28 protein-coding genes are annotated in these 26272 nt (G+C 68.2%); 18 read left to right on the plus strand and 10 right to left on the minus strand.

Annotated elements, in window-relative coordinates:
- Positions 1-23 precede the first annotated feature (23 nt).
- The 4 genes from ACPTTC_RS28700 (at position 24) to ACPTTC_RS28715 (ending at position 3037) form a co-directional block, all read left to right on the plus strand.
- The gene (locus ACPTTC_RS28700) at positions 24-1022 is read left to right on the plus strand and encodes a homoserine kinase (RefSeq protein WP_175954998.1); all 999 of its coding nucleotides are present in this window, start codon (positions 24-26) and stop codon (positions 1020-1022) included.
- The gene (locus tag ACPTTC_RS28705) at positions 1013-1822 is read left to right on the plus strand and encodes a BPSS1780 family membrane protein (RefSeq protein WP_175965935.1); all 810 of its coding nucleotides are present in this window, start codon (positions 1013-1015) and stop codon (positions 1820-1822) included. The genes ACPTTC_RS28700 and ACPTTC_RS28705 overlap by 10 nt, the downstream gene beginning before the upstream one ends.
- Before the next feature lie 186 nt (positions 1823-2008).
- Positions 2009-2461, plus strand: coding sequence for a MarR family winged helix-turn-helix transcriptional regulator (locus tag ACPTTC_RS28710; protein WP_423394894.1), 453 nt, complete (start codon positions 2009-2011; stop codon positions 2459-2461).
- Positions 2462-2617: 156 nt separating this feature from the next.
- Entirely contained in the window at positions 2618-3037 is a 420-nt protein-coding gene (locus ACPTTC_RS28715; protein WP_226195077.1) for an organic hydroperoxide resistance protein, read from the plus strand.
- 118 nt (positions 3038-3155) lie between these two features.
- On the opposite strand, the gene ACPTTC_RS28720 is transcribed toward ACPTTC_RS28715, so the two are convergent.
- Together ACPTTC_RS28720 and ACPTTC_RS28725 are read right to left on the minus strand one after the other, a co-directional pair.
- Entirely contained in the window at positions 3156-3332 is a 177-nt protein-coding gene (locus ACPTTC_RS28720; RefSeq protein ID WP_175954990.1) for a DUF3563 family protein, read from the minus strand.
- 81 nt (positions 3333-3413) lie between these two features.
- Complete coding sequence (locus ACPTTC_RS28725; RefSeq protein WP_226195078.1) at positions 3414-4523, minus strand: PHB depolymerase family esterase; 1110 nt, start codon at positions 4521-4523, stop codon at positions 3414-3416.
- Between the two features lie 248 nt (positions 4524-4771).
- On the opposite strand from ACPTTC_RS28725, the gene ACPTTC_RS28730 reads away from it, so the two are divergent.
- The 4 genes from ACPTTC_RS28730 (at position 4772) to ACPTTC_RS28745 (ending at position 7862) form a co-directional block, all read left to right on the plus strand.
- Positions 4772-5470 (plus strand): phosphatase PAP2 family protein, encoded by a 699-nt coding sequence (locus tag ACPTTC_RS28730; RefSeq protein ID WP_423394895.1) that lies wholly within the window; start codon positions 4772-4774, stop codon positions 5468-5470.
- A gap of 137 nt (positions 5471-5607) precedes the next feature.
- Positions 5608-6408, plus strand: a complete 801-nt coding sequence (gene modA, locus ACPTTC_RS28735; RefSeq protein ID WP_423394896.1) for a molybdate ABC transporter substrate-binding protein — start codon at positions 5608-5610, stop codon at positions 6406-6408.
- 10 nt (positions 6409-6418) lie between these two features.
- Positions 6419-7096, plus strand: coding sequence for a molybdate ABC transporter permease subunit (modB, locus tag ACPTTC_RS28740; RefSeq protein WP_423394897.1), 678 nt, complete (start codon positions 6419-6421; stop codon positions 7094-7096).
- Positions 7097-7160: 64 nt separating this feature from the next.
- Positions 7161-7862: a sulfate/molybdate ABC transporter ATP-binding protein gene (locus ACPTTC_RS28745; RefSeq protein ID WP_175954980.1), complete on the plus strand. Its 702-nt coding sequence runs from the start codon at positions 7161-7163 to the stop codon at positions 7860-7862.
- 167 nt (positions 7863-8029) lie between these two features.
- On the opposite strand, the gene ACPTTC_RS28750 is transcribed toward ACPTTC_RS28745, so the two are convergent.
- The 3 genes from ACPTTC_RS28750 to ACPTTC_RS28760 all read right to left on the minus strand — a co-directional run bounded on the left by ACPTTC_RS28750 (position 8030) and on the right by ACPTTC_RS28760 (position 11065).
- Positions 8030-8866 (minus strand): TOBE domain-containing protein, encoded by an 837-nt coding sequence (locus ACPTTC_RS28750; protein ID WP_423394898.1) that lies wholly within the window; start codon positions 8864-8866, stop codon positions 8030-8032.
- A 48-nt stretch (positions 8867-8914) separates the two neighbouring features.
- Positions 8915-10555 (minus strand): CHAD domain-containing protein, encoded by a 1641-nt coding sequence (locus ACPTTC_RS28755; protein ID WP_423394899.1) that lies wholly within the window; start codon positions 10553-10555, stop codon positions 8915-8917.
- A gap of 126 nt (positions 10556-10681) precedes the next feature.
- Complete coding sequence (locus ACPTTC_RS28760) at positions 10682-11065, minus strand: tautomerase family protein (RefSeq protein WP_011355834.1); 384 nt, start codon at positions 11063-11065, stop codon at positions 10682-10684.
- Between the two features lie 115 nt (positions 11066-11180).
- Here ACPTTC_RS28760 and ACPTTC_RS28765 point away from each other — a divergent pair, with 115 nt between their 5' ends.
- From ACPTTC_RS28765 to ACPTTC_RS28785, 5 genes are all read left to right on the plus strand, one after another.
- Positions 11181-12038: a LysR family transcriptional regulator gene (locus ACPTTC_RS28765; protein WP_423394900.1), complete on the plus strand. Its 858-nt coding sequence runs from the start codon at positions 11181-11183 to the stop codon at positions 12036-12038.
- Positions 12039-12079: 41 nt separating this feature from the next.
- Entirely contained in the window at positions 12080-13003 is a 924-nt protein-coding gene (locus ACPTTC_RS28770) for a DMT family transporter (RefSeq protein ID WP_423394901.1), read from the plus strand.
- Between the two features lie 67 nt (positions 13004-13070).
- Complete coding sequence (locus ACPTTC_RS28775; protein ID WP_423394902.1) at positions 13071-13850, plus strand: sensor histidine kinase; 780 nt, start codon at positions 13071-13073, stop codon at positions 13848-13850.
- 76 nt (positions 13851-13926) lie between these two features.
- The gene (locus tag ACPTTC_RS28780; protein WP_175954966.1) at positions 13927-15270 is read left to right on the plus strand and encodes a hemolysin family protein; all 1344 of its coding nucleotides are present in this window, start codon (positions 13927-13929) and stop codon (positions 15268-15270) included.
- A gap of 22 nt (positions 15271-15292) precedes the next feature.
- On the plus strand, positions 15293-15877 hold the full coding sequence (locus ACPTTC_RS28785; RefSeq protein ID WP_423394903.1) for a thiamine phosphate synthase: 585 nt from the start codon (positions 15293-15295) through the stop codon (positions 15875-15877).
- A gap of 71 nt (positions 15878-15948) precedes the next feature.
- On the opposite strand, the gene ACPTTC_RS28790 is transcribed toward ACPTTC_RS28785, so the two are convergent.
- Positions 15949-17601 carry a DUF3459 domain-containing protein gene (locus ACPTTC_RS28790; protein ID WP_423395733.1) on the minus strand — a complete coding sequence of 551 codons (1653 nt, stop codon included), beginning with the start codon at positions 17599-17601 and terminating at the stop codon, positions 15949-15951.
- A gap of 309 nt (positions 17602-17910) precedes the next feature.
- Here ACPTTC_RS28790 and ACPTTC_RS28795 point away from each other — a divergent pair, with 309 nt between their 5' ends.
- On the plus strand, positions 17911-18618 hold the full coding sequence (locus ACPTTC_RS28795) for a class I SAM-dependent methyltransferase (protein ID WP_423394904.1): 708 nt from the start codon (positions 17911-17913) through the stop codon (positions 18616-18618).
- Positions 18619-18729: 111 nt separating this feature from the next.
- Complete coding sequence (locus tag ACPTTC_RS28800; RefSeq protein WP_423394905.1) at positions 18730-19398, plus strand: glutathione S-transferase; 669 nt, start codon at positions 18730-18732, stop codon at positions 19396-19398.
- Between the two features lie 13 nt (positions 19399-19411).
- Here ACPTTC_RS28800 and ACPTTC_RS28805 read toward each other — a convergent pair whose 3' ends face one another.
- Positions 19412-20065, minus strand: a complete 654-nt coding sequence (locus ACPTTC_RS28805; RefSeq protein WP_175954958.1) for a DUF1345 domain-containing protein — start codon at positions 20063-20065, stop codon at positions 19412-19414.
- A gap of 139 nt (positions 20066-20204) precedes the next feature.
- On the opposite strand from ACPTTC_RS28805, the gene ACPTTC_RS28810 reads away from it, so the two are divergent.
- A complete protein-coding gene (locus ACPTTC_RS28810; RefSeq protein ID WP_423394906.1) occupies positions 20205-20936 on the plus strand; it encodes a metallophosphoesterase in 732 nt (243 codons plus the stop codon).
- 64 nt (positions 20937-21000) lie between these two features.
- Here ACPTTC_RS28810 and ACPTTC_RS28815 read toward each other — a convergent pair whose 3' ends face one another.
- Both ACPTTC_RS28815 and ACPTTC_RS28820 read right to left on the minus strand, forming a co-directional pair.
- The gene (locus ACPTTC_RS28815; protein WP_423394907.1) at positions 21001-21696 is read right to left on the minus strand and encodes an RES family NAD+ phosphorylase; all 696 of its coding nucleotides are present in this window, start codon (positions 21694-21696) and stop codon (positions 21001-21003) included.
- A 2-nt stretch (positions 21697-21698) separates the two neighbouring features.
- Entirely contained in the window at positions 21699-22118 is a 420-nt protein-coding gene (locus ACPTTC_RS28820) for an MbcA/ParS/Xre antitoxin family protein (protein WP_175954952.1), read from the minus strand.
- A 233-nt stretch (positions 22119-22351) separates the two neighbouring features.
- Between ACPTTC_RS28820 and ACPTTC_RS28825 the strand changes: the two genes are divergently transcribed.
- Both ACPTTC_RS28825 and ACPTTC_RS28830 read left to right on the plus strand, forming a co-directional pair.
- Positions 22352-23134 (plus strand): ABC transporter substrate-binding protein, encoded by a 783-nt coding sequence (locus tag ACPTTC_RS28825; protein ID WP_423394908.1) that lies wholly within the window; start codon positions 22352-22354, stop codon positions 23132-23134.
- A gap of 1124 nt (positions 23135-24258) precedes the next feature.
- Positions 24259-24645: a GtrA family protein gene (locus ACPTTC_RS28830; protein ID WP_226195093.1), complete on the plus strand. Its 387-nt coding sequence runs from the start codon at positions 24259-24261 to the stop codon at positions 24643-24645.
- 28 nt (positions 24646-24673) lie between these two features.
- On the opposite strand, the gene ACPTTC_RS28835 is transcribed toward ACPTTC_RS28830, so the two are convergent.
- Positions 24674-26146, minus strand: a complete 1473-nt coding sequence (locus ACPTTC_RS28835) for a sigma 54-interacting transcriptional regulator (protein WP_423395734.1) — start codon at positions 26144-26146, stop codon at positions 24674-24676.
- Positions 26147-26272: the final 126 nt, after the last annotated feature.

The following is a 26272-nucleotide window of genomic DNA, read 5'->3' on the forward strand; positions in this document are numbered from 1 at the left end:
CACCCTGACCTGACGCATCCCGCATGGCCGTTTTCACTGCTGTTTCCGACTCCGATCTCGCGCAATGGATGCGCCACTACGAACTGGGCGACGTGCTTGCGTTCCGCGGCATTCCGTCCGGTATCGAAAACAGCAATTTCTTCCTGACGACGACGCGCGGCGAGTACGTCCTCACGATCTTCGAAAAGCTCACGGCGCAGCAACTGCCGTTCTACCTCGACCTGATGCGCCATCTGGCCGGCCACGGCGTGCCCGTGCCCGATCCGATCCCGCGCGACGACGGCGCGCTGTTCGGCATGCTGCACGGCAAGCCGGCCGCGATCGTCACGAAGCTCGACGGCTCGGCTGAACTCGCGCCGGGGGTCGAGCACTGCATCGAGGTCGGGCAGATGCTCGCGCGCCTGCACCTCGCCGGCCGCGACTATCCGCGCAACCAGCCGAACCTGCGCAGCCTGCCGTGGTGGCAGGAGAACGTGCCGGCGATCGTGCCGTTCATCACGGAGCCGCAGCGCGCGCTGCTGGAAGGCGAGCTCGCGCACCAGGCCAGCTTCTTCGCATCGGACGACTACGCGGCGTTGCCGGCCGGGCCGTGCCATTGCGACCTGTTCCGCGACAACGTGCTGTTCGCGCACGCGGCGCCCGGCACCGGCCACGACGTGCGGCTCGGCGGCTTCTTCGACTTCTATTTCGCCGGCTGCGACAAGTGGCTGTTCGACGTCGCGGTCACGGTCAACGACTGGTGCGTCGACCTCGCGACCGGCGTGCTCGACGTCGCGCGCGCCGACGCGCTGCTGCGCGCATACCAGACCGTTCGGCCGTTCACGGCCGAGGAGCGCCGCCACTGGAGCGACATGCTGCGCGCGGGCGCGTATCGCTTCTGGGTGTCGCGCCTGTACGACTTCTATCTGCCCCGCGCGGCCGAGATGCTCAAGCCGCACGACCCCGGCCATTTCGAACGCATCCTGCGCGAGCGTATCGCGCACACGCCCGCGCTTCCCGAGATCCAAACCGCATGCAACTGATCGAAGTGCCCGCCAAAACGGGCTATGTCTGGTTCCGTCAAGGCGTCTGGCTGTTCCGCCGGAACCCGCTCGCGTTCATCACGCTGTTCTTCACGTACCTGCTGGCGATCACGCTGATATCGATGGTGCCCGTGATCGGCTCCGCGCTGCCGCTGGTATTCATTCCCGGCGTCGCGGTCGGCTTCATGGCCGCGTGCCGCGACACGGTGGCCGGCAAGCCCGTGATGCCGACGATCCTCGTCGACGGCTTCCGCTCGTACGGCACCATCGCGACCCAGCGGCTGCTCGTGCTCGGTGTGATCTACGTCGCGTCGATGGTGCTCGTGTTCGCCGCTTCGTCGTTCGTGGACGGCGGCGCGCTGTTCCACGTGATGATGGGCGCGGCGGACGAAGCGAGCACCACGCCGGAAGGGCTCGCCGCGCAAGGCACGCTCGGCGCGCTGTTCTTCGCGACGCTGCTCTACCTGCCGGTCGCGATGCTGTTCTGGTTCGCGCCGGTGCTGGTCGCGTGGCATGACGTCCCGCCCGTCAAGGCGCTGTTCTTCAGCGTCGTCAGTTGCTGGCGCAATCGCGGCGCGTTCGTCGTGTACGGCATGCTGTGGTTCGGCGTCGCGCTCGGCACGTCGCTCGCGCTGTCGCTGCTGCTGCAGGCGCTCGGCGCCGGCGCCTACGCGCTGACGATCATGATGCCGGTAACGATCATCATCGTCACGATGCTGTACTGCTCGTTCTACGCAACCTATCGCGGCTGCTTCGGCGTACAGGAACCGGGCGCAACGACCACCACGTCGGGTCGCTGAAGTACCCCCGGCCGGCGCACGCCGCCGGCCACCGTTCTCCGCGACGGGTTGGCTCCCGGCGCCCCATCCCTTCCCCGCCCCGGTCGGCCGCCGGCCCGCGCCGGCCGCCCCCTGTTCATCCCGATCTTTTGCGCGCAAAATAATTTGCGTGCAAATTGTTCGCGCGTTCGCCGCGCCTCCCGAATCATGGACCGCCTGCCCCCGCTGCCCCAGACGCTCGACGAGCAACTCTGCTTCGCGCTCTACTCGACTTCGCACGCGATGACGAAGACGTACAAGCCGCTGCTCGACAAGCTGTCGCTGACCTATCCCCAATATCTCGCGATGCTCGTGCTGTGGGAACGCGACGACATCGCCGTGAAAGACATCGCCGCGCGGCTCGACCTCGACCCGGCCACGGTCACGCCGCTGCTGAAGCGACTGGAGGCGCTCGGCTACGTCGAGCGCGTGCGCAGCGCGGCCGATGAACGCGTCGTGAACGTACTTGTGACGCCGGAAGGCCGTGCGCTGAAGGATCGCGCGCGCTCGGTCCCCGTCGATCTCTTTTGCGCGATGCAGCAATCCCCCGAGTTCCTGGTCAGGCTGCGCACCGATCTCCAGCAGTTGCGCGACGCGCTGTCGGCCGCCAACGAACGGTGACAGGCGAGCCTCCGCGAACCGGCCCGGCGCTCCCGGGCTTTTTCTTCAAAAATTCATTTGCACACAAATGATTTGTGTTCTATATTTTTCTCGTGGCCGGCGACACCCCGTTCGACCGGACCGCTTTTCCTCTCTTTTCCCGACAGGAGCTGCACGATGAACATTCTGTACAAGACCAGCGCCACGAGCACGGGTGGCCGCGACGGCCGCGCGGTATCCGCTGACAACAAGCTGGAAGTGAAGCTGGCCGCGCCGCGCGAACTCGGCGGCACGGGCGCGGAAGGCACGAACCCGGAGCAACTGTTTGCCGCAGGTTACTCGGCCTGTTTCCTGAGCGCGATGAAATTCGTCGCCGGTCAGGACAAGAAGGCACTGCCGGCCGACACGCAGGTCACGGCGGAAGTGGGCATCGGCCCGAACGACGCCGGCGGTTTCGCGCTCGACGTCGAGTTGCGCGTGTCGCTCCCGGGATTCGACAAGGCCGACGCGCAAGCGCTGGTCGAAAAGGCGCACCACGTGTGCCCGTACTCGAACGCGACGCGCAACAACGTGCCGGTACGCCTGACGGTCGTCTGACGCGACACAAGGCCGGGCCAGGCATGCAAAAAGGGCGCGTGCGGCATGTAGCCGCACGCGCCCTTTTTTGCTGCGTGACTCGCCGGAACGGCGGACCTGACTGCCCGCCCTGCGCTGCTTAGCGCGCGCCGATCGAGTACGGGCGGTTCATCGCCGCTTCGCGATCGATCTTGCGCATGCGGAATTCGAGGTCGTAGATGTCAGTGGCTTCGGCCAGGTACGCCTCGGCGCGCTCTTTCGAGGCCTTTTCAGCGTTCTTGGTCAGCATCAGGAAGAGGTGGCTCAGCAGGTACATGGTCGATCTCGCAATCCAGAGGTTCTTTGACTAGGGTTTTCCCGAATTATAGGGAAAACCCTAGTCTTTGGCCAGCGTCGATCAGACGATGCGTCGTTCGGTCGCCACAGTGCGACGATGCGCTTCGAAAAAGGCCCAGATCATCGCGCTCGCATCGGGGCCGACCGCTGCATGAAACGGCACGGCTTCATCGCCGCCGGCCCACGCATGGTCGAGCCCTTTCACATGACAGAGCCGCACGACCGGCTCGCCGTCGCGGCAGACGTCGGTGATCTGCGCGCCCGCTTCGCGCGTCTCGACCCGCTCGCCGCCGCGCAGCGCGCCGCGGCTGTCGGCGAGCCCGTTCAGGCGCATGAACTGCACCGTCAACTGGTCGGCATTCTTCGGCGCGACCACGTGGTCGCCGTCGCCCTGGACGATCAGCGCGGGCATGCCCGGATACGCGGCGGCATCGACCACCGCATCGACGGCCGCAGCCGGGTTTTGGCGTACCCCGCGCCGCATCACGTCCATCGCGGTAATGCCCGAACTCGCCTCGCCGAGCGCTGGGCCCGAATGCAGCGCCACCGCCGCAAAACGGTCCGGATGGTGCAGTGCAAGAAGCGACGCGAGGCCCGCACCGGCCGACAGCCCCGCGACATAGACACGCGACGCGTCGAAACCGTGTTCGTCGACGAGCGCGTCGACGAGCGACGCCACTGCGTTCGCCTCGCCGCGGCCCGCGCGGTCGGTGTCTTCATACCAATGCCAGCAGCCGTGCGCGTGCGCGCGCAGCGACTGCTCCGGATACAGCACCGCGAAACCATGCTTGTCGGCCAGCAGATTCATCCGCGTGCCTTGCACGAATTCGTCGACGGACTGCTGGCAGCCGTGCAGCATCACGACGAGCGGCATCGCGCCACGCCGGCGGCCCGGCGGTACGTAGAGGCCGTACGCGAGATTCTGGACGAGGCGCCCGAGCGCGGGCGCCATCGGATGTTCGCCGCGCGTCCACTCGCCGGCCGCCCATGCGGCGGCGCGCGGCCGCACGCGCGATTCACGCGGCGGGGACAGATCGGATACGGCGGGAGAGGCCGCGGCCTCGAGTGCGTCGCGTGTGATGCGCTGCGCGTCGCGCGCCGCGCGCTTGGCGGCCGGTGACAGGATGCGTTTCATGCCGCCCAGCCACACCTTGGTCAGACTCTTGGTCATCGATCGGGCTCGCAGTCAGGAAAAATAGGGGCACCACAGCGGATGCATCGTTCGTCTTTGTGCAATGCACCATAACATTGTTTCTGGGATTTTTCCTGCATGCGGATCGTTCCCGGCCGCGCAAAAAACGGGGCTCGTGCGCACGCGGCGCTATACTGGGGCTTCGTCGCTTGTATCCGTTGTAGTCGTTCTTTCCGGCTCGCGCGTTGATTTAAGCATCTTCCCCGCCTTCGTTCGTCCCCTTCCCGATGTTCGACCTGCCGTCTCACCTGTGGATCATGATCACCGCGTTCGGCGGCGCCGGCCTGACCTTGCCGCTCGCGATCACGATCGCCGTCTGGCTCGCGCTCGGCTACTCGTGGCAGCGCGCGGCCGCGTGGCTCGGCGTGCTCGCGGCCGCGATCGGCGTGGTCGCGCTCACGAAGATCGCGTTCCTCGGCTGGGGGATCGGCATCCGCAAGTGGGATTTCACGGGGTTCAGCGGCCATGCCATGCTGTCGACGTCGGTCTATCCGGTCGCGATTTTCCTGGCGCTGATCCGCACGCGCACGCCGATGCGAATCGCCGGCATCGCGCTCGGGCTCGCGGCCGGTGTCGCGGTCGGCGTGTCGCGCGTCGCGCTCGACGCACATTCGCCGTCCGAATCGATCACCGGCTGTATCGTCGGCGCGATCGCCGCGCTCGCGTTCATCGCCGGCTCGTGGCGCGCGGTGCCGCACCGCTGGTCGGTGCCTGCGGTCGTCGCGAGCCTCGCGCTCGTCACCGTGGCGCTGCACGGCATCACGGTGCCGTCGCATCGGTGGGTCACCAAGGTGGCGCTGCAACTGTCGGGCCACGAGCGTCCGTTCGTCCGCGCGCGCTGGAAGGCCAACCCGAACTACCGTCCTGCATCGCAGCCGTCGTCGCTGCAGCGCACCCAGTCGTCGCTGCAAACGCTCCGTACGTGACCGGCCTCCCCGCCGTCACGCCCGCTCCTTTTCACGTCTGACCATTCCATGCGTGCCACCGCATGAGCGGTATGTCGAGCGTTATAACCCGCCCTATATTACGATTACGGTTTCCACCCATTCAAAACGAATCCGCCATGCGCTCAACCGTCCGTCCGCTTCGCCGCACCCTGGTCCGCCTGCTGCCGATCGCCACGCTTGCCGCTGCCGGTATCGCGTTCAGCGCGCCCGCTTGCGCCGCGGATGAACTGGTCGTGTCGGCCGCCGCCAGCCTGACGAACGCGTTCAAGGCCGTCGGCGATGCGTACGAGAAGCAGCATCCGGATACCAAGGTGCTGTTCAACTTCGGCGCGTCGGACGTGCTGATGCAGCAGATCGCCAAGGGCGCACCGGCTGACGTGTTCGCGTCGGCCGACCAGAAGGCGATGGACCGTGCGGCCGACGAAAAGGTGATCGTGCCCGGCACGCGGCGCGATTTCGCGGCGAACTCGCTCGTGCTGATCGTGCCGGCGGACAGCAAGGCCGCCGCGCCGACGTCGCTGAACGACCTGACGGCACCCGGCGTGAAGCGCATCGCGTACGGCGACCCGGCATCGGTGCCGGTCGGCCGCTACACGGAAGGCGCACTGCGCGCGGCCGGCGTGTGGGATGCCGTCAGCGCGAAGGGCGTGCTGGCCGCGAACGTGCGCCAGAGCCTCGACTACGTCGCGCGCGGTGAGGTCGACGCAGGCTTCGTGTTCGGTACCGACGCTGCGATCATGCCGGGCCGCGTGAAAGTTGCGCTGACCGTGCCGACGAAGACGGCCATCACCTATCCGATCGCCGTAGTCAAGGACAGCCGCCACGCCGCGCACGCGCAGTCGTTCATCGACTTCGTCGCGTCGCCGCAGGGCCAGGCCGTGCTGTCGACGTTCGGCTTCAAGCCTGCGGGCAAGTGAGCGTAGCGCGATGCAAGACGCCTGGGTACCGCTGCTGCTGTCGCTGAAGGTTGCCGGCTGGGCAACCGCGCTCGACATCGTGCTCGGCGTCGCGGCCGCGTTCATGCTCGCGCGCTGGCGCTCGCCGCTGCGCGACGTCGTCGATTCCGTGCTGACGCTGCCGCTCGTGCTGCCGCCGACGGTGCTCGGGTATTACCTGCTCGTGCTGCTCGGCCGGCGCGGCGTGTTCGGCGCGTGGCTCGACAAGCTCGGCATCGAGCTCGTCTTCACGTGGCAAGGCGCGGTGATCGCGTCGATGGTCGTCGCGTTTCCGTTGATCCTGAAGTCGGCCCGGGCTGCGTTCGAAGGCGTCGATCCGCACCTCGAACGCGCGGCGCGCACGCTCGGGCTCGGCGAAGCCGCGGTGTTCTTCCGTGTGACGCTGCCGCTCGCCACGCGCGGAATTCTCGCGGGCGCGCTGCTCGCGTTCGCACGCGCGCTCGGCGAGTTCGGCGCGACGCTGATGATCGCGGGCAACCTGCCCGGTCGCACGCAGACGCTGTCGGTCGCGATCTACGCGGCCGTGCAGGCCGGCGACGACAGCACGGCCAACTTCCTCGTGCTGGTGACGTCGATCACCTGCGTGCTGGTGCTGCTCGCGACCGGCTGGCTCGTGCCGTCGCGCGCCCGGCGGAGCCAGCTGACATGACGCGCGCATTTCGTCCGTATCGCCTGCTTCGCGCGGCCGCCGGGTTGAGTCGACGGAGGCTCGCATGAGCCTCGTCGTCGACATCCGCAAGACCTATGCGAACGCCGAGCGCCGCTTCACGCTCGACGTGTCGTTCACGGCGACGACGCAGCGCGTCGTGCTGTTCGGGCCGTCCGGCGCGGGCAAGAGCATGACGCTGCAGGCGATCGCCGGCCTGCTGTCTCCCGACGAAGGCACGATCGTGCTGAACGACGAACCGCTGTTCGACGCCGCTCGCCGCATCGACGTGCCGACTCGCGAGCGCCGCGTCGCGTACCTGTTCCAGGATTACGCACTGTTTCCGCATCTGAACGTGCGCCAGAACATCGCGTTCGGGCTGACATCGGGGCTGCGCAATCCGCGCGCGAAGGCGGTGCCGCGGGAAGTCGCGTACTGGCTGCAAGCATTCGATCTCGAAGCGCTCGCGGGACAGTATCCGTCGCAATTGTCGGGCGGGCAGAAACAGCGCGTCGCGCTGGCGCGCGCACTGGTCGCGCAGCCGCGGATCCTGCTGCTCGACGAACCGTTCGCGGCGCTCGACGGCGCGATGCGCCAGCGCATGCGTCACGAGCTCGCCGAGTTGCAGGCGCGACTCGATATCCCGATGGTGCTGATCTCGCACGATCCCGACGACGTTGCCGCGTTCGGCGACCAGGTCGTGCAGTTGAGCGAAGGACGCGTGCAGGCGGCTCCGCCGCACGCCGAGTGGCCGACGCGCGTCGCATGAGCGCGCGAGGCCGTGGTCGTGGCAGGCAGGTAGGAGCCTGAGAGAAGCCGTGCGTAGCGGCACATGCTGAAAGCGGAAACGAAGCCGGCGCCGGGCAGGCACTGTGCGATGCCGGCTTCGCCCCGCCCGTCACACGATCCTCGAAGCGCGCCGCCCGGCCTGCCTCGTCAGCCCGTCACCGCAAGAATCACGCTCGACGCCTTGAACAGTGCGATCGCCCGCCGGCCGGCGTCGAGTTGCAACGCATCGACGCTGTCGTTGGTCACGACGGCCGTCAGCGTCCCGCCGCCGTCGAGCGCCAGCGTCACCTCGCTGTTCACCGCGCCCGCCGCGACGGTTTCCACGCTGCCGCGCAGTTGATTCCGCGCGGACACCTTCATCTCGGGCCCGCCATCGTCGACCGCGAGCACGACCCACGACGCCTTCACCAGCGCGCAGGCGTCCGCGCCGACCTGCAGGCCGAGCGCATCGGCGCTCTCGTGCGTCAGCACGGCAACGATCGGCTGTCCGCCGGGCAGCGTGAGCATGACCTCGTCGTTGACGGTACCGCGCACGATCGATGCGACCTTGCCGAACAACTGGTTGCGCGCGCTGGTCTTCATCCCGATCCGGCCGATCAACGCCCAGTCGACGTCGAATCCGGCCACGGCCGCGCTCGCGGCCTCGATGAACCGGCGATGCTCGCGCTCGATCGTGCGGAACGCGGCGATCAGCGACGTCGCGCGCGCCGTCAGTGTCGTGCCGCCGCCGCCCTTGCCGCCCGTCGAACGCGCGACGAGCGGTTCGCCGGCAAGATTGTTCATCGTGTCGACCGCATCCCACGCCGCCTTGTAGCTGAGGCCGACGGCCTTCGCCGCGCGCGTGATCGAACCGGTGTCGCCGATCGCCGCGAGCAACGCGATACGCGTGGCGCCGCCGAGCGTCTGCTCGCCGGCGCGCAGCCACAGCTCGCCGCCCAGTTCGAGCGGTTCGGCGGACGGGGAAGAATGCGGTGCGTCGGTCATCGGGATACGTGCGGGAATCGGGCGGCCATTATAGTCAGCGCGTGCCGGTCAACCCGGCTTGCCGTCGAGCTTCGGCGGCCGCAGGCTGGCCAGCAGCGTCTCGGCATCGCGCGCCGCGCGCTGCTCGAGCGCCGCGCCGTAGCCACGCACGAAACCGAGCTGGTAAGGCGGCGCAGCCAGTTTTTCGAGGTGATGCAGCGCGACCATCGTGTCGTTCGCTTCGCCGAGCACGCTCTGCACGCGTGTGAGCGTCTTGACCGTTTCGGTACGCGTGCGGCGTGACGCCAGCGACGCGAAGAATTCGAGCGCGTAGCGCAGCCGCTTCGCCTCGATCCGTACCTGATGGCGCGCGGCCGTGTCGAGCGACGTGAGCGACGGCGATGCATAGAGATGACCGAACAGCCGCCGGACACGCTTCGTTGCGTGGCGCCGCAGCGAGGGCGCGTCACCGTCTTCGGCGGCCGGCAGCGCAAGCGCGCTCAGCCATTCGAGCCAGCCGAGCGTCAGCCGCGCATAGCGGGCCGAATGCAGCGCCTGCCGCAATTCGACCCGCGCGGCCGCGCACTGCGCGCGCGCGGCGTCGAGCGTGCCGTTCCACTCGCCGTCGCCGCCGTCGGCCGCGATCAGCGCGGGCAGGCTTTCGGTCGCGAACACGTCCCAGTCGCGCACGGTGCCGAGCAGCGAGGCAAGCCAGTGCAGGTCGACACCGAGCGTGTCGCGCCACTGGCGGTCGGCAAAGAGCGGGAAGAAGCGCATCAGCGTGCGCAGGCGGCGCAGCGCGACACGCATCTGGTGCACGAATTCGGGATCGTCGTGCTCGAGCACCCCGCCTTCGTTGCCGAGCCATTGCGCGGTGATGTCGCCGGACAGCGCGAACAGCGCGGCGCGCTGCGTGCGCACGCCGGTCAGGTCGACGAGCTTCGCCTTGACGGGCGGCCCGTCGGCGGCCGGCTCGGCCGCGCATGCGCGATCGATCACGCTCGTCAGTTGCGCGAATGCGGGCCACGCACCGCTCAATTCGCGCGCCGCGGCAAACAGCGCTTGCAGCGCGGCCGTGCGCGCGGGCAGCGTTTCCCAGTCGGGCGCGGCAAGGCGCAGTTCGACGTAGCGGCGTGGCGGCGCGCTACCATGATGCAGCGTGATGTCGTCGAGCGTCATCTCGACCACGACGCCGCTGTCGTCGGCCCAGCGGCCGCGCCGCCGTTCGCTGACGAGACGCAGCGCCGGCGATTCCGGCTGGGTACCGGTCTCCTCCGGGCGCCCGGTCGGATCCGGCGCGGCGCCGTCGGCTTCGCCTGCCGCGACGACGGCCTCGGCTGCGACGGCCGCCTCGGGTACGGGCGGCGGCATCGCGACGACGATGCCCGCATGCTCCGCGTCGAACAGTTCGCGCGCCGTGACACCCGGCGCAAACGCCTTCGTGCGCGACGCGACGACCCGCCTGCCATGCGCATTCGATTCGACCCACGTCCACCAGCTCGCGCCGGGGCTCGGCTCGGCCTCCTCGATCCGGCACGGCTCGATCGTCACGCGTTCGTGGCCGCGGCGCATCCGGACCTGCGGGCAGATCCGCCACGCGCGCACGAGTTCGGCGCCGAAATCACGCTGCGCGCCGCGGGCGCGACTTGCAGCCTTGACCGGCCATCCTTCCAGCGACAGCGACAACACGATTTCCAGCACACGCGACATGGAGGCCCCTGCACATGAAGAATCGCCGGCGCATCGTTCGCGCCGGCGTCGCCCGTGAAGCTGCTTCCATAGTACACGTCGCCGAAACTCGCAGGCAGCGATCCGGCCCTGTCGCGCTGTCGCAGGTCAAACGGCGTATTGCGCGAGGCCGTTGCCGAACGACCAGTCCTCTTTCAGCACCTCGACCAGACTGATGAATACGTCCTGCTGCCGCACGCCGGGCTGCTGCGCGAGGTTGTCCGCGATCGCCCGGTACAGCGCCCGCTTCTGCTCGAGCGTACGCGTGTTGTTCGCGGTGATCTGGATCATCACGAGATCGTCGCTGCGTTCGATATCGAGGTAGTGACGCCCGAACACGAAGTTCTCGGCCGCATGCTCGGTGACGACCATGAAGATGTCGTCCTCGGGCACGTTGAACGTGTGCATCAGCGCGCGATGCACGCCGTCGACGAGCGCCGCGCGGTAGGCGGCCGGCTTGCCCTCGCGGACTGCGATACGGGTGAATGGCATGGTCCTGCTCCTGTCGGTGAGGTTGACGTTGAAGAACGGAAACACAGCGTCAGGTTAGGCCTGCCGAACTATAATAAACAGTCATCGATGAATATTTCATCCATTTTCATTGAAAATGAAAGTCCTCGACCTCGATGCCGTACGCGCGTTCGTGCTGGTCGCCGATCTCGCCAGCTTCACGCGCGCCGCCGATGCGCTCGGCACCACACAATCGGCCGTCAGCCTGAAGCTGAAGCGGCTGGAAGCCCACCTCGGCAAGCCGCTGCTCGCGCGCACGCCGCGCGTCGTCAAGCTGGCCGCCGATGGCGAGAATTTCCTGCCGGCCGCCCGCGCGCTGCTCGACGCGCACGATCACGCGCTGGGCGCGATCTCGGCCGGCACGCACCGCCTGTCGCTCGGCGTCAGCGAGCATGTCGCGGTGCCCGACCTGCCGGCGGTGCTCACGAGCCTGCATCGGCAAGATCCGGGGTTGTCGCTCGAAATGCATCTGGGAACGTCGACGAACCTGCTCGCGCAATACGACGAACGCCGGTTCGATGCGGTGATCGTGCGGCACGAGCCGGGCGAAGACCCGCCGCGCGAAGACGGCACGCTGCTGTTCTCCGAACCGCTGGTCTGGCTCGCCGCACCGGACTGGGCACCGCGCGCGGGCGAACCGCTGCCGCTCGCGGTGCTGGCCGGCCCATGCGGCGTGCGGGCCGCCGCGCTGCGCGCGCTCGACCGTGCGGGGAGGCCATGGCGGGAACGCTTTACGGGCGGCGGCGTGGCGGCGGTCACGGCCGCCGCCGCAGCGGGGCTGGCCGTCTGCCCGCTCGCGCGGCGGGTCGCGCCGCGCACGCTGGTCGACGTCGGCGCGAAATTCGGGCTGCCGCCGCTGCCGCTGTCGCAGGTCGTGCTGTATTCGCGCGTGCGCGACGCACGCGCCGCCGCCGCGTTGCGCAGGTTTGCCGACAGCCTTGCAATCTCGGCGTAAACTAGCCGGTTTCGCCGCCCGCAATCTCCAGAAGAATTCCGATGACGCCCGAAGCCCGCAAGCACCTCCGTGCCAACCTGCTGATGCTCGCCGCCGCCGCGATCTGGGGTTCGGCTTTCGTCGCCCAACGCCTGAGCCTCGACGTTATCGGGCCGTTCCTGTTCACGGGGCTGCGTTTCCTGCTCGGCGCGCTGGTGCTGGTGCCGCTGCTGATGCTGAACACGGCGTCGCGCACGCAACTCGCGGCGATCCGCCGTGAACCGAAGCGGCTGCTGCCGGGCCTCGCGCTCGGCGGGCTGCTGGCGGTATCGATTTCGCTGCAGCAGATCGGTCTGCAGTACACGCGCATCGCCAATGCAGGCTTCATCAGCTCGCTGTACGTCGTGATCGTGCCGCTGATGGGGGTGTTCGCACGTCACCGGATCGGCCCGGGCACGTGGTTCGGCGCGCTGCTCGCGGCGATCGGCCTGTATTTCCTCAGCATCAACGAGCAGTTCTCGGTGCTGTACGGCGACTGGTTCCAGCTCGCGGGCGCCGTGATCATCGCCGCGCACGTGATGGCCGTCGGCCGTTTCGCGAAGCGCCACGATCCGCTCGTACTCGCGTTCATGCAGTTCGTCGTGTGCGGCGCGGCGTGCTTCGCGGTCGGCCTCGTCATCGAGCCGGTCAGCGGCGCGATGCTGCGCAGCGCGCTGCCGACGCTGCTGTATGGCGGCCTGCTGTCGGTCGGCGTCGGCTATACGCTGCAGGTCGTCGCGCAACGCGACGCGGCGCCCGCGCACGCGGCCGTGATCTTCAGCATGGAAGGCGTATTCGCGGCGGTCGCCGGCTGGGCCGCGCTCGGCGAAACGCTGACGCTGCGCGCGCTCGTCGGCTGCGCGCTGATGCTGGCCGGCCTGCTCGCGTGCCAGTTACTGCCGAACGGCGACGCCCGGAAAAAGGACGAGGACGCGCTGCCGGCGTGACACGCACCGTCCCTATAATGGCAGTTCGCGTGACTTCCACGCCAACCGCTTCCGACAGGCCAGCTCCGTGACGTCCACTTCCGTCGATCCCGCCGCCGACCTGCTGCGCGAACGCGCAGCGCATTACGCCACCCAGGCGGCGCTGTTCCTGCGCGACCAGGCGCTCTCCACCGCGTCGCATGACCTGCGCAGCCCGCTGAACGCCATGCACAGCTGGGCGTACGTGCTCGAGCGCCAGCTCGCCAACGCCGATCCGAACCTGCAGCGTGCGCTTGCGGGCATCTGCACGGGCATCGACCAGCAGGTCGCGCTGATCGACGACGTGCTCGACGCGCCGCGTGCCGACACGCGCACGCTCGCCCTCAAGCCGCAGCCGTTCGCGCTGCGCGCGCTGCTCGACGACACGGTCGCGCTCGTCCGTTTCGCGCTCGCCGACGCGCGACAGGTCGCGCTCGATGCGACGCTGCCGGACGGCGAACCGTCATTGATCGCCGACCGCGAACGCATCGCACAAGCGCTCTGGACAATGCTGACGACCGCGGTCGAAGCCAGCGCCGCCGGCAGCCGCGTGACGTTCACGTGCACCCGCGACGGCGTGCAGTTCACCGCGTGCGCCACGTGCACCGTCAACGCCGGCGCGCTCGCCGATCCCGCTCAGCCGCATGCGTTCGAACCGTTCGCACGACGCGAGATGCTGCGCCAGCGCGACGCCAAACGGATCGCCTGGACGCTCGCGCTTTGCCAGCGCGTCGCGCTCGCACACGGCGGCACGTTCTCGCACGACGCGTTCGCCGACGGCGCCACGGCCACCCTCACGTTCTCCGTCCCCGGTGAGGCGCCGGTGTAAGCAATCGGCCGCCCGACACATTACAGATTCCTTTCCGGCCCTATACTGATGGGCCTGTCATAACCGGAGTGTTTCTTTGTTACAGATCTTCGCGCTCATCGGCGCGTTGTTCCTGGTGGCCCTGAACGGGTTCTTCGTCGCGGCCGAATTCGGCCTCGTCAAACTGCGCGCCACGCGCGTCAAGACACTGGCCCGCAAGCACGGCCTGCGCGGCCGCATCCTCGGGATCGTGCATGGCCGGCTCGACGCGTATCTTTCCGCGTGCCAGCTCGGCATCACGCTTGCGTCGCTCGGCCTCGGCTGGGTCGGCGAACCGGCGTTCGCGCAGCTGCTCGGCCCGCTGCTCGACCTGATCGGCGTGCAGTCCGAACGCGTCGTGCACCTGATCTCGCTGGTGTTCGCGTTCTCGCTGATCTCGTTCCTGCATATCGTCGTCGGCGAGCTGGCGCCGAAATCGATGGCGATCCGCCAGTCGGAGAAGGTCGGCCTGTGGGTCGCGCTGCCGCTCTATGCGTTCTACTGGGCGATGTATCCGGCGATCTGGGTGCTCAACAACAGCGCCAACGCGGTGCTGCGGCTCGCGGGGCTGTCCGCCGACCATGGCGGCGACGCGCACTACTCGACCGACGAGCTGAAGCTGATCCTGCGCAGCCGCCGCAGCACGGCCGGCAATCCGGCCCAGCCGGCGCGCGGCACGTACAGCAACGACGAGTGGAACACGCTCGCGCATTCGCTCGATTTTTCGTCGATGACAGTGTCGGACCTGATGCGGCCCGCCCATGAAATGATCGGCCTGCGCCGCGACCTGCCGCTACCCGACAACATGGAGATCGTCGCGCGCCACCGCTTCAGCCGCTATCCGCTGTTCGAGGATGCGTCGCGCGAGCAGGTGAGCGGGCTGATCCACCTGAAGGACCTGCTGCTCGCGCGTCACGCGGGCGCGGCGCTGGAAGACCTGTCGGACTACGTACGTCCGGTGCAGTACGTGAAGCCGGACACGCCGGCACTCGACCTGTTCCGCCGCTTCCGCAAGGGCGCGCCGCACTTCGCGCTGGTCGGCAACAAGGGCGAGAAACCGATCGGCTTCCTGACGCTCGACAACCTGCTCGGCGCACTGGTCGGACAGATCCACGACGAGTTCCGCCAGGGCGACGCCGACTGGAGCCGCCTCGACGACGGCACGCTGATGGGCAAGGGCAGCCTGCCCGTCGTATCGCTCGAACAGGCGCTCGGCATCGACATCGACGAAGGCCGCGCGGAATCGGTCGGCGGCCTCGTGATCCAGGCGCTCGGCGACCTGCCGACCGAAGGGCAGCGCGTGTCGTTCGACCGCTTCGACGTCGTCGTGAAGAAGATGAACGGGCCACGCATCGTGCTCGTGCGCGTCTACCCGAAGATCGCGAAAGAGGCCGACGAATGACGGCCGCGCTTCGCCGCACGCGATGAACGCCACGCTGCCGCGCTGCTGCGTGATCACGCCGGAACCGGCGTCCGCGTCGGCGGCCGATCGCGCGGCGTTTCTCGACCGGCTGTCGGACGTGCTCGCGCGCGGCGAGACACTCGTGCAACTGCGGGTGAAATCGCTCGATGCCGCCGCGTTTGCGCGGCTCGCCGCCGAAGCGCTCGCGCGCTGCGACGCGGCCGGCGCGGACCTGATGCTGAACGGCCCGATCGATGCGGCCAGCGTGATGCGGCTCGCCAGCGCCGGCTGGCATCTCGACGGGGCGGCCTTACGCGCTGCCACGCAGCGGCCATTGCCGGCCGGACGCAGGGTGTCCGCTGCCTGTCACACGCGCGATGACCTGCTGCTGGCCGCGCGCGCCGGCGCGGATTTCATCACGCTGTCGCCCGTGTTGCCGACGCTCAGCCATCCCGGTGCGCCGACGCTCGGCTGGACGCATTTCGGCGCGCTGGCCGCCGAGGCCACGATGCCCGTGTTCGCGCTCGGCGGCATGACGCGCACGCACCTCGACGAGGCACGCCGCCACGGCGCATACGGCATCGCGGGCATTCGCGGGTTCTGGTAGTTCGGGGATTTCCTGCGGCGCAACCGGGCGCGGATGCGCCCGGTCTTTCAGACACTTGCCCGCTCAGGTCGTCATGCGTTCAGGCTCGGACGCATTCCGCGCCACGTGCCGTCATCGATGCGACGCGCATCGTGCGTGAGCGCATACCGGTTGACGTCACCCGTCAGCCACGCGACGAGCGAGTACGGCGGCAACACCCCTTCATCGACCCGGTCGCGCGCACGCGCCGGCGTCTCGAACACGACTCGCCCGCTCGGTGCGTCGAACGGCACCGCGTCGGGCGACAGGTTCAACGCGATCGTCAGCGTCTCGTCATCGGCGAGCCGCCACGATGCAAGCAGCGCGTCGGCTTCGCCGTCGCCGTCCGACTTCAGCGCATGCGCATCCTGCGGCCGACAATCGGACAGCCGCGGCGAGATCAGCTTCGCGCGCACCGCAAGCGCCGACTGCACGAAATGCGCGCGGTCGGCATCGCGCGCGGTTTCGTCGAAGATCAACGGGATCTGCGGCGTGAGCAGCGACAGCGCAAGTGCGGCCAGACCGGCCTCCTGCCCGTGGTCGCCCTGCCCGCTGTCGCGCCACGCGCCATCGGACAGCACCAGCGACGTCAACGACAGCCCGCTGTCGGCAGTCATGCCTTCTCCCGACCCGGCCGGCTGGAATGCGGCCCCGGCCGCGGTCAGCGCACGGGCGAGCGTGTGAATCGACTGGTGCGTGGAAATACCTTCGTGGGGCGACGCGTCGCGCCCCGTCAACCGGTGCAACGCGCGTTCACCGCACCCGTTCCACTGCGCATCGAAATGGGTATCGGCAAGATGCGCCGGATGCCGCTCGCTGCCGAGCACGAGATGGATCAGCCGGTCGGCCGGCACGGCCGCGCGCACGCGGTCCGCGATCTCGCACAGCCACGACACGCCGATCCGGTCGGCTTCGCGCAGGCGCAGCCCGTCGCAACGGTACTCGTCGATCCAGTACAGCGCGTTGTCGCAGAAGAAATCGCAGACCTCCGGATGATCGAGCGCAAGCGGCGGCGCCTGCAGCGGATCGTCGCGCGTATGGAAGAACGGTGCCGCGTAGTGACGCAGCGCCTCGGTGCCGCTGCCGAAGCGCGCGTAGTCGAGCTCCAGCAGCACCGCGAGACCATAGCCGTGGGCCGCGTCGATCAACGCCTTCAGCGCGTTGGGGCCGCCTTCGGCCGCGAGCGGCGCGAACGGCAGGCTGTCGTGCGGCGACGCGAGCAGCTCCAGCGCGGTCACGCCGAGGCGCGCGAGTTGCGGCAGGCGCCGGCGCACGCCGTCGAAACCGCCCACCGCATGCGGACGAATCGCATAGAGCGCGATGTCTTCCCATGCGCGCCCGCGCCAGAACGTATTGCGCCACGTGAACGCGCGCGGATCGACGACCTCGCTCGGGCCGTTGAGCCCTTCGGGTTGCGAGCGCGACGCGGGATCGGGAATCGATACCGCATCGTCGAGGCGATAGCGGTAAAGCGCACCCGCGCCACAATCGGCAAAGACTTCGAACCAGTTCGGGCCGGCAGCCGTCATCGGGACGAGCAACGGGCCGAAGCCGGTATCGAGTTCGAGCTGGACCTGCGTGCTGCCCGGCGCCCACAAGCGAAAATGCGTGCGCGGCGTCGCGCAGAGCGCGCCACAGGGCTGTGCGCCGAACGGCAAGCAGTGAATGTAGTGCTGCGCATACGGATCGTGCGGACAATCGGACATCATGCGCTCCTCATGCGTACCGAGCGGCATGGCCGCGCCAGCGGGGCGCGGCACATCGGGGCCCGGCATGCGACGGCCAGGCGGGGGGAGAGAAACGAGTATGCGCCGGTTTCGCCACCGCGATGCATCGCTCCCGGACATTTTTAAATACGAATCGACCCCGGGAAAACCCGCAATCCGACCGGTCCCGGCGAGTCAGGTAGCCGGCATACCGGAATGACTGCTCGCCTTGTTGCACCGGCCGCGCCCGCTTACGCTCAGCGTCATGCTCGCGGACACGTCGTCCGCGCCCGACCCGAGGAACCCGCCATGTCGCTTCCCGCCAGCGCCGCCAAATTCAATCCGGCACGCGCACACGAATACGCCGAGCAATCCCGCATCGCGCTTGCCGGCTACGATGCCTGCCACGAACTCACCGCGTGCATGCTCGCATCGGCAATCGCAGCGCCCGAGGCGCGGATCCTCGTCGCGGGCGCGGGCGGCACGGGGCAGGAAATCTGCGTGGCGGCCGCGCTCGAGCCGGGCTGGCAGTTCACGGCCGTCGACCCGTCCGTGCCGATGCTCGCGCTCGCGCGCTCGAACGTCGAGACCGCGGGCTTCGGCGCGCGCACGGCGTTCGTCGAAGACGGTGTCGATGCGTTGCCCGATACGCCCGCGTTCGACGGCGCGACGCTGATCGGCGTGCTGCATCACGTCCCCGGCGACGAAGCGAAGGCGGCGCTGCTGCAAGCGATCGCGCGGCGCCTGAAACCCGGTGCGCCGCTCGTGCTCGCCGGCAACCATCGCCGCTACGCGGACCACCCTCGCCTGCTCGATGCGTGGCAGCAGCGCTGGCGCATGAAAGGCGCAACGCCCGACGCGGTGCGCGCGCAACTCGCGAAAATCCTGCAGGGCGCCGATCCGCCCGCGTCCGAGGAAGCGGTGTTCGGCATGCTGCGCGATGCGGGCTTCGACGCGCCGCTGCGCTTTTTCGCGAGCCTGTTCTGGGGTGCGTGGATCGCGGTGCGGCGCGCATGATGGGGCGGGGCGGGCGGCTGGACGCGGCTCGTCATCGCGCACGATGCGCTTCGCGTACGCGCCGCGCGCACTGGGTATGATGTCGTTCCCGCCCCCACTTCCAGCGTCGACATGCTCACCGTCCATCACCTGAACAACTCGCGCTCGCAGCGTGTGCTCTGGCTGCTCGAAGAACTGGATGTGCCGTACGAGATCGTGCGCTACGCACGTGATCCGAAGACGATGCTCGCGCCGCCCGAGTTGCGCGCGATCCATCCGCTCGGCAAGTCACCGGTCGTCACCGACGACGGCCGCACGTACGCCGAATCGGGCGCGATCATCGAATACCTGGTCGAACGCTACGGCAACGGCCGCCTGGCGCCGCCGCCCGGCGCGCCCGAGCGGCACGACTACACGTACTGGCTGCACTACGCGGAGGGGTCGGCGATGCCGCCGCTGCTGCTCAAGCTCGTCGCGCTGCGGATCGCGCACGCGCCGATGCCGTTCTTCGCACGGCCGATCGCGCGCAAGATCGCCGACACGCTGCAATCGAGCTTCGTCGATCCGCAGATCGCGCTGCATCTCGGCTATATCGACGACACGTTGAGCCGCACCGGCTGGTTCGTCGGCGACAGTTTCAGCGCAGCCGACATCCAGATGAGCTTTCCGCTCGAAGCCGCGACCGCGCGCGGGGGCGGCAGCCGGTATCCCGCGATCGCGCGCTTCCTCGACGCGATCCACGCGCGGCCCGCGTACCAGCGGGCGCTGGAGCGCGGCGGCCCGTACGACCTGCTCAAGTAGCCCTTGGCCTGCGTCAGCTCAGCAGGCCCGCCGCGACGTTGATCGACAGCCCGAGCACGGCCATGTTGAAGTAGAACGACAGGATCGACTGCGCGAGCACCGAGCGCCGCGCGGAGCGGTTCGTCATCGACACATCGGCCGTCTGCGACGCGACCGCGATCGTGAACGCGAAATACAGGAAGTCCCAATAATCGGGTTCCGGGTGCTGGTCCGGGAAGCAGAGCGCGCGGTCGCTGCTCGGCGAGCCGTAGTAGAGCCGCGCATAGTGCAGCGTGAAGATCGTCGGGATCAGGAACCATGCGCCGAACAGCGTCGCGCCCGTTACCGCGTAATGGCCGAGCCCCGCGCGAAACCCGACGCCCTTGGCCGTCGCCAGCTCGATCGCGATCGCGGCCACGCTCGCGACCGTCGCGAGGCAGACGACGGTCAGCACCGTCGTCGCGTTTTCATCCTCGCGAATCGCGATTTCGCGCACCTTGTGATGGTGCGCGGTAACCATGCGCACCCACATCAGCGCGAGATACAACCAGATCGCGCAATCCCAGCCGATCAGCGCGCGCACGGTCGGACGCAGCGGAATCGGCAGCAGCACCGCGCAAAGCAAGCCTGCGACGAACGCCGCGACCATGCGCGGCCGGTTGCGTAAAACCTGCGGATAAAACGTCATCGTGAAATTCCGAAAGCGGATGGAAAGGATTCGGGCGGCGCTCGGTGCGGCCCGCTGCGCCGCACCGGCGGGTAACGCGCCCCGATTATCGCCATTCCAGCGTGACGTGGCGATGGGCGCGAGCGCCTAAGATGATGGGATGACTGCCACCGCCCCCCTCTGCCACCATCCGGCGAACACGGCCGGCCGCGACTTCGTCGTCGGCGACCTGCACGGCTGCGTGGATGTGCTGCGCGCGCTGCTGCACGACATCCGCTTCGATCCGGCCCGCGACCGCCTGTTCTCGGTCGGCGACCTGGTCGACCGCGGCCCCGCCTCCGAAACCACGCTCGACCTGCTCGACCGCCCGTGGTGCCACGTCGTGCGCGGCAATCACGAGGAAGTGCTGAGCCTCGTGGCGCGCGGCAAGCTGTCGCCCGACGCGTGGCGCGGGATCGGCGGCGACTGGGGCGCCGACCTGCCGCCGGAACGGCTGCACGCGCATGCGGCGCGCGTCGACGCGCTGCCGCTGGTGCGCGTGATCGGCGACGGTCCCGGGCGCTTCAACGTACTGCATGCGGAATTCTTCGGCTCGGACGCCGATCTCGACACGGGCAGCTATGCGCACGACGTGCGCGAGCGGCTGATCTGGGGCCGCGATCTCGTCCAGGGGCTCGCCGATCCGGCGCGGCAGGCCGGGCTGTCGCTGACCTGCACGGGGCACACGCCCGTGCGCGCGCCGCAGCGGATCGGCGCGCAGTGGTTCATCGACACGGGCGCGTTCGCGCCGGCCGGGCGGCTCACGCTCGCCGAGCCGCGCACCGGGCGCACCTGGTCGATGACACAGGCCGAAGCGCGCGAACGCCACGCGGGCGACTGGCCGCTGCCTTGACGCCTTGACGCCTTGACGCCTTGACGCCTTGACGCCTTGACGCCTTGACGCCAGCAAGGGTGCCCTAGCCGACCTGGTTCAGTTCGAACACCGCATCGACGACCGAGCCGTTCCAGTTGTATTCAAGGTACGCCGCGTGATGGCAGTCGCGCAGCAGCGCGGTGCGGAACGCCGCCAGGCACTCGCCGCGCGGGTCGCGCACCGACGGATAGACGATCCCCGCGCCGCCGGCATTGCGCACCGCGCGACCGAGCGCCTGCCCGGCGCTGTAATCGAGCGGATGCAGCAACGCCGGATCGCGTTCCGGCCACATGCGTAGGTCGGCCACGTCGCCTTGCGCGATCACCGTATAGAGCCGCATCTGCTGACGCATCGGCGGCTCCTTCGTCGCGTCCAGGAACAGCGCGCTGTGATACCGCGTTTCGGCGATCGCCGTATCGCGAGAACGCGCGCAGTAGAACACGCCATAGCTGCCGTCGGAAAAGCGGCTGCCCTGCGGATTGAGGTGCGTGAACGCGGCCATGATCGGCCCCCAGCCGGGCCCGTAGCGGCGCTCGGCCGGCGGCACGAGATCGAGCGTGCCGACTTCATTGCGGATGCGGTCGTTGGTCAGCGATTCGAGCGCGTAAAGCGCGTCGAAATCGTCCGCCGAGGCCACACGGTCGAACAGGTTGATCGCCGGAAAACGGGTGGGAATCACGCGATAGGCTGGCGCCCAGTCGACCGCCGTCGTGGGCCATTGTTGTGCTCGGATCGGCATGGTCACGCCCAGCCGCCTCGCATCGCGTCGAGATATTGCCGGACGGCGACCAGATCGCCGACGTTGCCGGCGAGCATCCGGTCGAGTGCGCGCTTGCCGCCGAACGGCGCCGCGTCGTTCGGCCGCTTGACCCACGCATCGGCCGCGGCCGGCTGCGGCAGCAGGATCTGCAGCGCCTTGTAGATGCCAAGCAGCAGCGACAGGCGCTCGAGCGTATCGCGCGGCAGCCGCGCCGATTCCGGCGTGGACTTCCACTTGAAGAACGTCGAACGGCCTGGCGACCCGAGCAGCACGATCTGCTCGTCGATCGTCAGTCCCCAGTCGCGTGCGATGTTGAAAAACGCACGCAGCCCGGCCGCCGACATCTGCGCGATCGAGGCCCGCGGTGGGGCGGAGTGCGATTCATAAGCGGGCTGTGACATGATCGTTAGTCTCGAAACGAATTTACTAACAAGATTAGTCCATTTTCGCATTTTTGCAAGGGTCGAGACCCGACGACCGGCCCGCATGTCCGAAGAAACGATATTTTTTGTCCATTCTGGACTCTTATTTTATTTTCTGCGTTAATGGCCGTGCGGACCCCGCGCGCAGACGCGGTTCGTGTCCGTGAAACCGTGTCGCACGGAAACCGGAAGCACCCGCCAAGGAACGCACCATGAAGAGACTGATTGCCGCTGTTTCGATCGCCCTGCTCGCGGTATCCGCAGGCCCCGCCGTCGCGAAGGACTGGACCACGATTCGCTTCGGCACCGACGCCAGCTACGCGCCGTTCGAGTCGAAGGCACCCGACGGCAAGCTGGTCGGCTTCGACATCGACCTCGGCAACGAGATCTGCGCGCGCCTGAAGGCGAAGTGCGTGTGGCTCGAGAACGACTTTGACGGGATGATTCCGGCGCTGAAGGCGAAAAAATTCGACGCGGTGCTGTCGTCGATGTCGATCACGCCGCAGCGCGCGCAGCAAATCGGCTTCACGACGAAGATCTACAACCAGCCGACGCGGCTCGTCGTGAAAAAGGGCTCGCCGCTGCTGCCGACAGCCGAATCGCTGAAGGGCAAGTCGATCGGCGTCGAGCAGGGCACGACGCAGGAAACGTACGCGAAGACGTACTGGGGCAAGCAAGGTGCGAACGTCGTCTCGTACCAGAACCAGGACGGCGTGTACGCGGACCTGACCTCGGGCCGCCTCGACGCGGCGCTGCAGGATGAAGTGCAGGCGGCCATCGGGTTCCTGAAATCGTCGCGCGGCGCGAACTACACGTTCGTCGGCCCCGAGTTCGTCGACGAGAAGGTGCTCGGCATCGGCGCCGGCATCGGGCTGCGCAAGGAGGACGCCGACCTGAAGGCGAAGATCGATGGCGCCATCCTCGACATGGTCAAGGACGGCACCTACAAGCGGCTCGCATCGAAGTACTTCGACTTCGACATCTACGGCGGCTGAAACGGCGTCGCGCGCGTACGGGCGCCACTCCCGTCGCGCGCGTCCGACCGCCCCTCCCCTCACGACCTGGCGGCAACGGCATGATGCCGTGTGCCATCACATCGAATGCATCATCCGTCATACGCGCGGCACGACGCTTCGTATTTCATTCGGATTGCAGATTGATCGTTCGCGACGACGATGCGCGGCGCGAACGGATATCGTGCGGCTTCAGTCAGTATGCGAAGACCGGGCGTCGAGGTACCGGCGCCCGTGCGCACATGCCCTTGCGTATCGGGTTCGCGTGCAGGAAAGTACCGACCCGGCGCGGATGACCGGCAACCAGCCGGATCCGCCTCGCACCGGGCGCGGAGAGATGGCCTGTCGATGCATGCCGGCCGGCTGCGAGACCCACGTTCGACCGGCGATGCTCCGACTCACTGCGATCGCGGCCTGCCGGCCGCGGCGTGTGGCGATCGATCATTTTTCTTCCCCGTATCAGTCTGATGGTTGTTCCGGCAACCGGACGAGGCCGGTGCCCCGACGATCATCGACGACGCTCCGTGCTCGCCGGAACGCGGCCGTCGTGCCGCGCTCCGCCGCCGCATCCCCGCGGACTGTATCCTGGCCGGTACTGACAGGGTTCGCTGCCGAACCGGACGGACCGTGCATCGTCGGCTTTCGCACGCCCACTGTCGCAAGGAGCGGGCCAGCTTCGCGCGAGCCCGTCCGGACAAGGGGTTGACCGGGCAGCGTGGCGGCCGGAACGGGTGCGGCAGGCGGGAAGTTGCGAAACTGAAACACGCGGCGCGCGGCGCGCATCGGCCGCGCGGCGGCCCGGCCTTGCCGGATAAGGCTGAACAATGCAGCGCGGCATTTTTACCGATCAGGAGCCGGCCGTTCACCCCGATTTGTCGCGCAAATCGGCGTTGCTGCCGAGGCGAAATGTTTCATGCGCTTTACATGCCGTCGGCTGCGCGCGCCACCGGTTGTCCGCGCCATCCATTGGCCGGCGCCGGGACGGCCGATCGCGTGGCTATACTGCGAAACCGGCGCGCGCCACGTTTGCGTCGGCACCTGTTGCCGGCCCATGCCCCGTGACACCGCTCCCCATGCCACCACGCCGCTCGAACGACCGCCCCCCCATGATCCGCACCCTCTATACCGCCGAACGCGCCAGGCTGATTCGCTTCGGGGTGTCGGGCGTCGGTTCGACCGCACTGCATGCGCTGATCGCGGCCGCGATGTTCGCGCTGTTCGACGCGACGCCGGTGAGCGCGAACGCGGTCGCGTTCGCGTGCTCGACCGCGTTCTCGTATCTCGCCAACACGCTGTGGAGCTTTTCGTCGCCCGTGACGTGGGGCAACTTCATGCGCTTTCTCGCCGTCGCGATGGCTGGCCTCGTCGTGACGATGCTGCTGGCGCACGGCACCGACACGCTCGGCCTCGCCCGCGCGTGGAGCGTCGTCGCGGTCGTGCTGTGCGTGCCGCCCGTCACGTTCGTGCTGCATCGGCTCTGGACCTATCGCTGAACCGGTTCACGCGTCACGCGTGTATCGCTCAGCCGACCCGCTGATGCCCCGCGTCGCCGGACGGCGTGCCGTCGTGACCGCCGTTGTCGCCGTTGTTGTCGTGATCGTTCAACCCGTGCTCGATCATCATCCGGTAGAGCGTCACGCGTGAAATGCCGAGTTCGGCCGCGGCCTTGTTGATGCGGTGATCGTTGCGCAGCAGCGCATTCTCGATCGCGGTGCGCTCGGCGAGCGCCCGCGCCTGTTCGAGCGTCACCGGTTCGGTTTCTCCCGGCGTGTCGAGCCCGAGATCGTGCGGCGTCAGCAGCCGGCTCTCGGCCATCACGATCGCGCGCCGCACGCGGTTGATCAGCTCGCGCACATTGCCCGGCCATTCGTAGCGGCGCATCGCATCCAGCGCGGCCGACGTGAAGCCGCTGATCTTGCGGCCGCTGTCGGACTTGAATTTCTGCAGCACGTAGTGCGCGAGGATGTCGATGTCCTTGCCGCGCGCGCGCAGCGGCGGCTCGTGGATGCGCAGCACGCACAGGCGGTGATAAAGGTCCGCGCGGAAACGCCCGCCCTCGACCGCGCTGTCGAGATCGACGTGGGTGGCCGAGATGATCCGCACGTCGACCGGAATCGACTCCTGCCCGCCGAGCCGCTCGATCTTTCCTTCCTGCAGGAAACGCAGCAGGCTCGCCTGGCTTTCGACCGGCATGTCGCCGATTTCGTCGAGAAACAGCGTGCCGCCGTTCGCCGATTCGATCCGGCCCGCGCGCCGCTGGTTCGCGCCGGTGAACGCACCGCGCTCGTAGCCGAACAGTTCCGATTGCAGCAGGTGATGCGGAATCGCGCCGCAATTGATCGCGACGAACGGCCCCTTGCCGCGGCCAGAACGCTCGTGAATCGCGAGCGCCGTCAGCTCCTTGCCGGTGCCCGACTCGCCCGAGATGAACACGCTCGCGTCGGTCTTCGCGACCTTGCGGATCGTGCTGAACAGCTGCTGCATCGCCTCGCAGTTGCCGATCATCCCGTGTTCGCCGATCGACGCCGCATAGGCCGCGCCGTCGACGCGATCGAGCGCGGCCATCCCGCGCGCATGGCCGAGCACGTGCGAAATCCATTCGTACGGCAACGGAAGCGTCACATAATCGAAGCAATAGCTGCGGATCAGTTCGCGCACCGCGGGACTGATCGTGATGCCGGCCTGCGCGATGGAAATCCAGCCGATCGACGGCTGGCTCAGGCACGCCTTCAGCGCGGGATAGTCGCGCGACGTGAACCCGGTGAAATCGACCAGACCGGCGGCGACGCTCACGCCGGACGTCATGTTCTGCGCGGCGCCGGCCGTCTTCGCAACGGAGATTTCCCAGCCGAGCCCGCGCAGTTGCTCAAGCAACGGCTCATCGGGCGAACGCATGATCACGAACAGCTTGCGTCCGTCTTCGGGCGCGGTGACGGACACATGCGTCATCTCGGACACCGCTTGCCCGTTTGCGTCAGGTGACCTAGCAACCATCGTTGTTCCCCGCTTGGCGTTGGTATCGCGCCGGCTCGCCGTCGCACGCGACGGACCTCGATAGAACCGACATATTGGCCGCATTTCCGTCCGAATAAAATCCCCTCGTGCATGAATCGCGCGTGA

This window comes from Burkholderia mycopellens (assembly GCF_964265025.1).
GTDB lineage: Bacteria > Pseudomonadota > Gammaproteobacteria > Burkholderiales > Burkholderiaceae > Burkholderia.